We start from the raw sequence: 10104 nt of genomic DNA, 5'->3' as shown, positions 1-10104 counted from the left end.
GTGTGTATAAGAGACAGGTGCTGGGGCGGGCAGCCGGTAAGGCGAATACCGCGATGTCCCGCTACCGGCCCGAACCCGGCTCAACATCCTGTCGTACGCGGACAAGTACGGCATCATCGACGGCTACCGGCAACGGATCAAGGAGGCCGACGCTGCCGAAGTCCGCGAAGGCATGACGCTCTACGGCCTGCGCCACTTCTTCGCCTCGAACTGCCTTAGCCACAACATCCCCATCACGGACGTCGCCGAGTGGATGGGCCACAAGGGTATCGATGTCACCTTCAAGATCTACCGGCATCTGATGCCCGGCTCCATCGGACAGGCTGCTCAGGTTCTCGACCTGGGCCTGGCCGCCTGAACGCAAGCAGGGCCTGCCTCCATGCAGGGCAGGCCCTTCTCGCCGTCTTAACCCGGTCACACCCGTGAGATCCGCTGCTGTTTCACCCATGCCTGGACCTCTGACAGCCTGAACTGGAGCTTCGCATTGGTCCCGCGACCGAACTTGTAGGGCACGAGCCCGATGCGCGGAGCTTCCCGATAGACCCAAGAACAGACATGTTCAGGTACGCGGCAGTCTGCTTGAGGGTCATGAACTGCTCAGGCACGTGGATTGACCGGATACGGGTTCTGGCGCGTTCCCTGGACGATGTTGATCGCACTGCGCTTCGCCCGTATGCGTCGTGCCCTCCTCTATGCGACAGCCGGCGCTCCCTGCCCCGGCGGCGACTTACTGCACCGCACTGTCGCCTGGACCACTGCGCAGATGGACGCCACCGACCACCAGCACGCCTGGCAGGGCATCGGGCTGCGCACCGTGCGCCAGGCCGCCCGCGCCATGCGGGACCGGCGGAGGTGGTGGTTCCTCCTCATCTCTCTGGTCCTCGCACTCCCCGCCTTGGTATTCCTCGGCGTGGGTTCGTTTCCCGCCGCCGCCGACCTCCGGCAGCGCTTCACCACCGGTGACGGTCCCGCCGTCCTCATGGCCTTCGGTATCGCGGCACTGATCTGGACGGCCTGGCACTTCGCCAGGCTTCTGCGTACCTGGCAGGCGACCAGCGCGCTCCCTCTCGCCGACGCACACGCCATCATCCGCTTCCGTATCTGGACGGGCACTCGGCAGCCTCACCGCAGGCACCGTGCTCCTGATCCGCATGCAGCGGAAGAGGCTGGGCCCCGGCGACGAAATCTTCCGCAACTTCCACCTGTTGGAAGCGCTCAACAACTTCCTCGCCTACCTCGGCTTCGCCCTCATCCTCCTCGCCCTCCTCACCCTCTTCCCCCCCCGGCGGCGGACTCGCCCTCGCGGGCACCGGCATGACCGCGGGCGCCATCACCGCCGAAGGCGCCATCCACGCCGCCGCCCTCGGCACGCTCGGCATCGTCCTCATGACCGCCTCGGGTGGCGGTTCCTCGACTGACGGGCCGCCCTCCGAAGGACAGGCGGATACCCCCAGCCAGAGCGGCTCGCGACCCAAGCCGGATGAGACGAAACCCGTCACCGAGGAGCAACAGCACTCCTTCGAGCAGAGTCAGCAGCACCTCAACGGGCTCAGTAAGAGGAAACAGGCGGATGAAGTTGGCAGAGGCTTCGAAAGAGACGGGCAGAAATACAATCCTGAAGCGCCTCTGCTCAAGACCGGGAAACACGGTGTTGACTGGTCCGAAGGGCCGGCTCGCGCGATAAAAGATGGTCGACCGCAAGGACAGTTCGGCAGCGCTGCAGACGTCCAGTACGCGGCAGAACGCGGAGCCGAACTAGGGCCAAACAATACAGGATTCTTCAGGCTACCCGAAGGCCATAATTGTGTAGATATCTTCCGGATGGCTCGACGCGCACACCGAACAGTATTTTCGTCAAGGTGTACCCCAATGGCAAGGCGCACGCTTACCCGCTGACTCGATAGGACAAGCATGAGCTTCTGGCTGCAATCAGGAAACCCTGAAACCCTGAAGGTCGGACCTGCCGCAGATATGGCGGATGCAACAGGGCAAATGTATCCCATGAGCACTGAGGATGCGATCCTGTTCTGGAATCGGATTCCAGTGCGACTCGAATACCGATACGACATCCCCGTCCTGTTGGACGACCTTGTGCCACTGCTCGAAGAAGTCCAAGATCCGACATTTTCCCAAAAACTGGTCCACTGGGGATCCGACACGTTCTCCACGGAATGGCATATTGCGCGTGACGGAGATTCGATCAGAATCGATTCTCGCTGGCACAGCATCCATGGAGGCTATGAATTCCTGCTCAATGACCGGAGCCGGCTGACCGTCGGGATCGAATCCTTTGTCGCCGAGTGGCTGAAGGTGCTGCGCCGGATCACAGCCGACCTCGCCATCTGCCATGTCCAGTTGGAGGATGATGACATCGCGGTCCGGGCGAAAGCGTTGTTGTCGAAGTTGAACTGACCCTCAGCTTGTCTTTAACCTCGGTCACCTTGATGGCTGTGCTCGGATGCCTCGTATGCTGCGAGTTCCTCTGGCGTGCCTACGAAGGCGGGACCGCAGCCGGGCGGCAGGCGTTCCACGACCATCGCGATCGCCTGTTGGGCGGTTGCGGCTGGGTCTACGGACTGAGTGCGGTGGGGCCCGGAGACCCAGTAGCCGCCTCCGGTCGCTGGCTGGATGTAGGGGATGTCGCAGCCTCTGCTCACCGCCGGACACCGCCGGATAGCTGTCGGCGGTTGAGCCGACGATTCCGAGATGCCTGATGCCGCGTCAGTGAAGTCGGCATTGGGTCAGCATGAGTTCGACCAGACGTTGTCAAAGATGGCCAGACGCTGTGACGATCGGGCCGCACGAGGCGGGCGTCATACGGGCTGGGTCGAGGGTTCGCGGGGAGTGCTGGGGCGGGGATGCAGCGGGTTCAGTCGCTGTTTCCCCGCCCGGCGAAAGGGCAGGTCAGCGTACTCGTCCGCGCGGTTTGAGGGGTGTGTTGGGGAGTTCGGGGGCGGGCAGCCGGTCGCCCGGGTAGTCCTGGACCTCGCCGAAGCGGTCGGTGTTCATCCAGTCCCACCGGGCCTGGGCGATGTCGTCGTGCGACCGCCCGATGAAGTTCCACCACATCACGATCTCCTCCTCGAACGGGGTCCCACCCAAGAGGACCGTGCGGGCCTGGTGGTCGGAGTTGTTCGTGAGGGTCAGTGCGGTGCGGCCGGTTCCGGCGTATCCCATCTCGGCTGGGCGCAGGAGGGTGCCGTCGAGGCTGATCTCGCCCTCGTCCACGAGTAGACCGTGTTCGAAGGCGGCGTCGACGGGCAGCGTGACGGTGGCGCCAGGGTCGAGGAGGAGCTCGGCGCCGAGCAGCGGGGTGAAGGTGGGCACCGGCGAGGTCTCGCCGGCCAGCGTGCCCAGGAAGACCCGGAGTTCGGCGCCGTCGACGCGCAGGGGGCTCGGGACGTGGTGGCGGAAGTCGCGCGCGGTGTGGCGGTGTTCCTCGGGCAGTGCCACCCACAACTGGACTCCGTGCAGGACGGTGGTTCCGGGGGTGGAGGTCTCGGAGTGGCTGATGCCGTGGCCGCCCGTCATGAGGTTCACCTCGCCGGGCCGTACGAAGGCGTGGCTGCCCAGGCTGTCGCGGTGCTCGATCTCCCCGCTGAAGAGCCAGCTCACCGTCTGCAGTCCGGTGTGCGGATGCGGCGCCACGTCCATGCCGCCCGACTCGGCCACCCGGTCGGGGCCGTAGTGGTCGGCGAAGCACCAGGCTCCGATCAGCGTACGGGCCCGCTGCGGGAGCGTGCGCCGTACGGTCATCGCACGCGGACCGCCCAGCGGGACGTCCCGGGCGGTGAGGACCTCGACCTCCGTGTCAGCCATGTCCGACCCCTCTCAGTCAGTGAGTAGTAGTTTCTTTTTCAACAATCATGGGTGATGATAGCCCCTGGGCCCGTGACGCGCACGGGCCAGGGCGAAGGGAACGCATCGTGAGTGACGAGCAGGGGCTGACCATCTCGGACAGGCGGGTCTACCTCGACAAGCAGAGCCCCGCGGCGTACCAGGCGCTGCTGAAGACGGCCGAGGCGGTCCGCGCGACGGCCGCCGACGCGGGCCTCGACCGCATTCTGGTGGAACTGGTCAACCTCCGCGTCTCGCAGCTCAACGGCTGCGCCTTCTGCTTGGACGTGCACACCAGGGCCGCCCTGCGGGCCGGTGAGAACACCCGGCGCCTGGGCGTGCTCGCCGCCTGGCGGGACACGGAACTCTTCACCGCGCGCGAGCGGGCGGCCCTCGCCCTGGCCGAGGCCACCACCCACCCGGCCGACGCCCTCGCCCAGGAGCGGGCCTACGCCGAGGCCCGCACGGTCCTGGACGACGACGAGATATCCGCGGTGATCTGGGCGGCCATCGCCATCAACGCCTTCAACCGGGTCTCGATCCTGAGCCGGCACCCCGTCCGAGCCACTCCCGTCCGCGAGGCACCCGCCCGCTGACCCCGGGGGTGCGTCGAAGACACCTCGCACTGCGACACGGCGGTACCGCCGTCGCGGGTCCAGTCCGCGTCGGCGGTGGTGCCGGTGGCCGCCCCCAGCGGTGGCGCTCGGTCGACCTATAGTTGGCCCATGAGTCGTTGGAGGGAACTGACCGGAGGGACCTCCGGCGCGGACTACGCCGCCCGGTTCGCGGCCCTGGCCCGTACCGGGAAGGACATGCACGGCGAGGCACGGTTCTGCACGGCTCTGGTGCCTGCCGGGGCGCGGGTGCTGGACGCCGGGTGCGGTACCGGACGGGTCATGATCCGGCTCGCGGAGCTCGGGTACGACTGCGTCGGGGTGGACCTCGACGCCTCGATGCTGGCGGTGGCGCGGGAGCAGGCGCCGGGGCTGCCCTGGTTCCAGTGCGATCTGACCGAGTTCGAGCCGGACCGGCTCGGCATCGCGGCGGATTTCGATCTCGTGATCGCCGCGGGCAACATCTTCCCCCTGCTCGCCGCGGGCACCGAGGCCACGGTGGTCGGGCGCCTGGCCGCCGCCCTGCGCCCGGACGGTCTGCTGGTCGCCGGCTTCGGACTGGACGAAGCGCACCTGCCGGTGCCGCCCAGCATCACGCTCGCCGAGTACGACGACTACTGCGCCGCGGCCGGCCTCACCCTCGTGGACCGCTTCGCCACCTGGGACGCCGACCCCTATGACCAGGGCGGCTACGCCGTCAGCGTCCACCGCCGGTGAGAGGACCCGGGGCGTACCGGGTGATCGGTGAACGGCACCTCCGCACCCGAGCGTAGGCCGGCCGCCGCGACGTCGCCCGGTCTTCTCAGGGCCGTGTCGACCAGCCCGGTCGCCGGGCGCGGTGGATTCCGGCGGTCGCCACCATGAGCAGGGCGGTCACACCGCCGAGCGTCATGACGGTCGAGGGAGAGGTCCGGTCGATGACGAGCCCGCCGACCAGCGCGCCGAGGGAGAGGGTGGCCTGGAAGGAGGTGGTGAAGACGACCGAGGCGGCTTCCGGCGCACCCGGCGCCGACGTGACGAACCAGGTCTGCGAGCACACCGGCACACTCCCGTAGGCCAGCCCCCAGGCGAGCAGGAGGACCAGGGCCGCCGCGGGGTCGGAGCCGAGTACCGGCAGCAGGAGCGCGGCCGCGGCGAGGAGGGTGGCGGCCACGGCGAAGGTGCCGCGGGGATGGCGTGCCACGAAGGCCCCGCCCAGCAGGTTGCCGAGGATGCCGGCGGTGCCGTAGGCGAGCAGGAACAGGGTGACGGTGTCCGGGCGTAGGTGGGTGACCTGCTGGAGGAACGGGGTGACATAGGTGTACGTGCCGAAGTGCGCCAGCACGATCAGAAAGGTGACGGCCAACCCATAGCGGGTGTCGGTGCCGCGCACCGTGGCGCGCAGCACCGCGAGGTGGGTCGCTTGCCGGGCGGGCAGTGGTGGCAGCAGGACCAGCAGCAGGGTCAGCGCCACGGCCGTGAGGGCGCCCATGGCCACGAAGGCCGTTCGCCAGCCGGCGTGGTCGCCGATGAAGGTACCGGCGGGCACGCCCAGCACGGATCCCAGGGGTACCGCGGTGAAGATCACCGCGGTGGCTCGGGGCACCGCGGTCGCCGGGACCAGCCGCTCGGCCAGCCCCGCGCCGATCGACCAGAAGCCGCCGATGGTGATGCCGACCATCACGCGGGAGACCAGCACCAGCCAGAAGCCCGGGGCCGCGGCGGCCAGGAAGTTCGCCAGGGCCAGCAGCGCCATGAGCACGGCCAGCATGAGCCGCCGGTCCACCCGTGCGGTGGCGATGGTGAGTGTCGGGGCGGCGACGGCGGCGAGGAAGCCGGGCATGGTCATCATCAGCCCGGCCGTGCCGTCGGAGACGTGGAAGGTGGAGGCGATGGGGGTCAGCAGGCCGATCGGCAGGATCTCGGTGGTGACGATGGCGAAGATCCCCAGCATCACCGACACCACGGCGAGCCAGCCGACCAGTGGCGATGGCGCGGGCTCGGTGGTGCGGCGGTCGGGTTGGGTGGTGGTCGTCACGGGTCCGTCCTGTCGATGGAGTGCGAGTGCGACTCCGAGTCGACCATCACCCGGCCTGTCGAGTCCGGCCGGATTGCGACGTGACCGTCATGCGGTCTCACCCGCGGGCCGGCGTCCGGCCCCCTCCGGGCCCTCCGCCTCACCGCGTCCCGGCTCGACGGGGCCGGGTGAGGAGCGGCCGGCGGACGGCCGTCGCTCCTCCTGCCGGCGCTCCTGCGCGCCGCGAGTGGGCGGCGGTGCGGGTCAGCGGACCGATGGCCGTGGGTGGGTGGCCCAGTACTCGGCGGCGGTCATGCCCAGCAGCACGACGTCGTGGTAGCCGCCGGCGAAGAACTCGTGCTGGCGAAGCCGTCCCTCCTCGACGAAGCCCAGCGTGCGGTAGAGGGCGAGGGAGGCGTCGTTGAACGCGTGGATCTCGACCTCGCACTTGTTGTAGCGCTGCTCGGCGAACATATAGCCGAGGATCAGCTCGGTGGCCTCGGCCGCGTACCCCTTGCGGCGGTGGTCGCGGGCGATCTGGAGGCCCGTTCTGAACCGCCCCGCACGGCTGTCGACCTCTCCGACGGTCACCGTCCCCGCGAACGCGCGGTCGGCCAGTGCCTCGACCACCAGCCGGAAGGCTTCGCCCCCGGGCGGACGCCCGGCACGCTCGGCGGTCCAGGAACGGAAGCCCTCGTCCGAGCGCGGAGGCTCGACCCAGCCGGCGTTGCGGGTGTCGACGGTGTCGCGGGCCAGGTCCCTGAAGCCTTCCCAGTCCTCCGGCTCGACGCCGCGCAGGCGCACCCTCTCGCCGGTCCACATGTCGCTCATGGTGTACACCGCTTTCGTCGGTCGCGGGCGTTGTCGGCCGGATCCCTCACCTGCCGAGCGGTACGGGGCCAGGCGCCGTCCGGAGGGTCGGGCGAGGTCACCCGGCGCTCCGGACGGCGCGGTCGAGGTCCTCGCGCATCGCCCGACTCAGGCCAGTTGGGGTTGTGGTTCCGGCTGCGGCGCTGGTGCGGTGTGCCGGTCCCAGCGTCTGGTGGTGCGGATGTAGTAGTAGATCACGGAGGCCATCGACACCATGAGCAGCGGCCCGAACAGCCACGGATACCGGGCCATTTCCATCGGCAGGTAGCGGTAGGACAGCAGCAGCGCGGTGAAGACCGCCGTGCCGTACGCGACCAGCCGCAGTCCCGACCGGTCCCCGCGGCGGTCGAGGGCGCGCAGAGCGGTCTCGATCGTCAGCGCGAACACCACGCCGGCCACCAGGTCCACGCCGTAGTGGTAGCCGAAGCCCAGCGTCGCGCTGAGCGTGGCGACCAGCCAGAAGGTGCCGGCGTAGCGCAGGGCCCGCGGGCCCTTGCGGGTGTGGATGAAGATCGCGGTGGCCCAGGCCGTGTGCAGGCTGGGCATGCAGTTGCGCGGGGTGAGCGCGTCGTACGGCACCGGGTGCGGGATGCCGATCGACGGCGGCGTGTTCGGCCACAGGTTGGCCACCGCCCACTGCACCCCGCCGGTGCCGGAGGCGCCCGGCCCGTAGGCGAAGACCGGGCCGACCACCGGGAAGATCATGTAGAAGGCCGGTCCGAGGAGGCCGATCACCAGGAAGGTGCGCACCAGGTGGTGGCCGGGGAAGCGGCGCTCGGCCGCGACATGGCGCAGCTGGTACAGCGCGACGACGATCGCGGCCACCGCGAGCTGCGCGTAGACCAGGGCGAGGACGTCGCTGGTGAGCGAACCGCTGGCCCTGAGGATCCGGCCGGCCAGCCATGACGGGTTGCCCAGCGCGTGGTCGGCGGTCGCCACGTACGGGTCGAGCACCATGGTGCGGGTCTTCGCCGTGATGAGCAGCCAGATGTCGCCGACCTTGCGGCCGGCCACCAGCAGCATGCCCAGTCCGACACCCTTCAGCAGCAGGACGCGTTCCTGGCCGGTGCGGCGGGTGATCGCGATGACCGCCACGCCCAGCATCACCCACAGGGCACCGTTGCCGAAGGACTGGTCGTCGGTCATCTCGACGCCGGCGGCCGACCGCACCGAGAAGAGGACGACGTCGATACCGATCGCGGTACCGGCCGCGATGAACCGCTGCCGCCAGGTGAGCACCACCATCATCAACGCCAGGCCGGCGTACAGCGGTCCCGGCTTGGGGGGGAACACCAACTCTCGCGCCTGGCTGACGATCGGCCCTGGCTGGCCGGCGTAGCGGCGGGTGGCGATCTCCAGTGCGATGAGGAACCCGAGGGTCACCACACCCGCCGTGGCCCACAGGATCGTGCGCGGTCGGCGCCACGCGGCGATCTTGGTACTGCAGCTTATTCGCGAAGACACCCGCGATATTATAGATATCAATTACTTGACCGATTTGTTGGGTATTGATTAATGGTGCCGCTTTTTATGTCGGATGGCATGGCTTTCCGATGAAGGACGGGCCATGGGGGTGCTCGTCGGAACTCCGATCATGCCATTGGGGCGGTGCGGGCGGCTTCGCGGCATGGAGTCGCCGGAGAGGGTGGGGGAGTCGGGGGCCCGGGCGGTCGAGGCCGTGAAGCCGCGGTGAAAAAACCCTGTGGAAGTGGTGTCGGTGGGGCCGCCTATGCTGCACCGGACGATCACGCGGGACCAGGGAGGGCGCGGCATGTTCGGCAAGCTGTTCGGCAGGGGAGCGGAGAGACCGGCGGCGGATCCGCACGCCCTGCCCGCCGAGCGCAGCGGGAAGAACGGAACGTACAAGCTGCGCGCGCTCGGGGACACGCGGGTGCTCGCGCTGGTGGAAGCGGCCACCGCGGGTGACTGGACGGCGGTCAGGGCGGCGCTGGCCCCCTTCGACCTCGGCCGCGACCACCAGGTCCTCGGCACGCTCGCCGACCTGGACGGAGTGCAGGACTGGATCGGCCGGGCCATCGAGGAGGACAAGGAGCACCAGGCGACCGCCCTGCTGATATCCGGGGCACGCCACATCAGCTGGGGCTGGGAGGCGCGTACCGCCGCGCGCGCGGCGAACGTCACCCGGGAGCAGTGGCGGATCTTCCACGAGCGGCTGGAGATCGCCGAGGAACAGCTGCTGGAGGCTGCCGAGTCGCGGCCGGAATGGGTCACGCCGTGGAGCCGCCTGCTCACCTCCGGCCGCGGCATGTCGGTCGGCCACGCCGTCAACGGCGCCCGGCTCGACGCCGCCCTGCGCCGCGACCCGCTGGACCTGGAGACGCACCTGGAGTGGGTGTCGTACCTGCAGCCCCGGTGGAGCGGCGAGCCCGGCCAGGCCCTGGCGTTCGCCCGCGAGGCGTTCGCCCGCGCCCCGCAGGGGCACCGCCTCGGCTGCGTGATCGCCATGGCACACATCGAGAACTGGGTCGAGTCGGACCGCGAGGACTGCCTGGAGACCCCCGAGATCCAGGCCGAGTTGCGGGCCGCGGCCGACCACAGCATCCTCCACCCCGACTATGTGCCGCGCCCGGGCTGGCAGCAGGACTTCAACATGTTCGCCATGGCCCTGTCGCTGGCCGAGGAGCGCCACACCATCCGGCGCGTCTTCCGCGCGCTCGACGGCGCCTACACCAGCTGGCCCTGGGTCTACATCGGGGAGCCCGAGAAGCGGTTCGCCCACCACCACCGCCGCGCCTGAGCGCACGCCGAGTCCCCGCCCCGCCCACC

The 10104-nt window shown here is 69.1% G+C and carries 10 protein-coding genes and 1 pseudogene; 6 read left to right on the top strand and 5 right to left on the bottom strand.

Annotated features, from left to right (window positions below; all coding sequences use genetic code 11):
* Positions 1-43: 43 nt before the first annotated feature.
* The 3 genes and pseudogenes from E4099_RS22945 to E4099_RS22935 form a co-directional block, all read left to right on the top strand.
* Positions 44-358: pseudogene (locus E4099_RS22945) on the top strand (tyrosine-type recombinase/integrase); the annotation flags it as partial.
* 956 nt (positions 359-1314) lie between these two features.
* On the top strand, positions 1315-1896 hold the full coding sequence (locus tag E4099_RS22940; protein ID WP_135341001.1) for a hypothetical protein: 582 nt from the start codon (positions 1315-1317) through the stop codon (positions 1894-1896).
* 15 nt (positions 1897-1911) lie between these two features.
* Complete coding sequence (locus E4099_RS22935; RefSeq protein ID WP_135341000.1) at positions 1912-2412, top strand: hypothetical protein; 501 nt, start codon at positions 1912-1914, stop codon at positions 2410-2412.
* A gap of 14 nt (positions 2413-2426) precedes the next feature.
* Here the strand turns inward: E4099_RS22935 and E4099_RS34450 are convergent, their stop codons facing one another.
* Together E4099_RS34450 and E4099_RS22925 are read right to left on the bottom strand one after the other, a co-directional pair.
* Complete coding sequence (locus tag E4099_RS34450) at positions 2427-2657, bottom strand: DUF6193 family natural product biosynthesis protein (protein ID WP_245245104.1); 231 nt, start codon at positions 2655-2657, stop codon at positions 2427-2429.
* A gap of 247 nt (positions 2658-2904) precedes the next feature.
* Positions 2905-3819, bottom strand: coding sequence for a pirin family protein (locus tag E4099_RS22925; RefSeq protein WP_135340999.1), 915 nt, complete (start codon positions 3817-3819; stop codon positions 2905-2907).
* Between the two features lie 107 nt (positions 3820-3926).
* Between E4099_RS22925 and E4099_RS22920 the strand changes: the two genes are divergently transcribed.
* On the top strand, positions 3927-4433 hold the full coding sequence (locus E4099_RS22920; protein ID WP_245245103.1) for a carboxymuconolactone decarboxylase family protein: 507 nt from the start codon (positions 3927-3929) through the stop codon (positions 4431-4433).
* 129 nt (positions 4434-4562) lie between these two features.
* Entirely contained in the window at positions 4563-5168 is a 606-nt protein-coding gene (locus tag E4099_RS22915) for a class I SAM-dependent methyltransferase (RefSeq protein WP_135340997.1), read from the top strand.
* An 85-nt stretch (positions 5169-5253) separates the two neighbouring features.
* Here the strand turns inward: E4099_RS22915 and E4099_RS22910 are convergent, their stop codons facing one another.
* The 3 genes from E4099_RS22910 to E4099_RS22900 form a co-directional block, all read right to left on the bottom strand.
* On the bottom strand, positions 5254-6468 hold the full coding sequence (locus E4099_RS22910; RefSeq protein ID WP_245245102.1) for an MFS transporter: 1215 nt from the start codon (positions 6466-6468) through the stop codon (positions 5254-5256).
* A 243-nt stretch (positions 6469-6711) separates the two neighbouring features.
* Positions 6712-7278: a GNAT family N-acetyltransferase gene (locus E4099_RS22905; protein ID WP_135340996.1), complete on the bottom strand. Its 567-nt coding sequence runs from the start codon at positions 7276-7278 to the stop codon at positions 6712-6714.
* 147 nt (positions 7279-7425) lie between these two features.
* Entirely contained in the window at positions 7426-8781 is a 1356-nt protein-coding gene (locus E4099_RS22900) for a phosphatase PAP2 family protein (protein WP_386389105.1), read from the bottom strand.
* 307 nt (positions 8782-9088) lie between these two features.
* Here E4099_RS22900 and E4099_RS22895 point away from each other — a divergent pair, with 307 nt between their 5' ends.
* On the top strand, positions 9089-10075 hold the full coding sequence (locus tag E4099_RS22895; RefSeq protein ID WP_135340995.1) for a hypothetical protein: 987 nt from the start codon (positions 9089-9091) through the stop codon (positions 10073-10075).
* Positions 10076-10104 lie beyond the last annotated feature (29 nt).

It is taken from the genome of Streptomyces palmae, from assembly GCF_004684805.1.
Lineage (GTDB): Bacteria > Actinomycetota > Actinomycetes > Streptomycetales > Streptomycetaceae > Streptomyces > Streptomyces palmae.
This window is presented reverse-complemented; position numbering and strand designations above follow the sequence as displayed.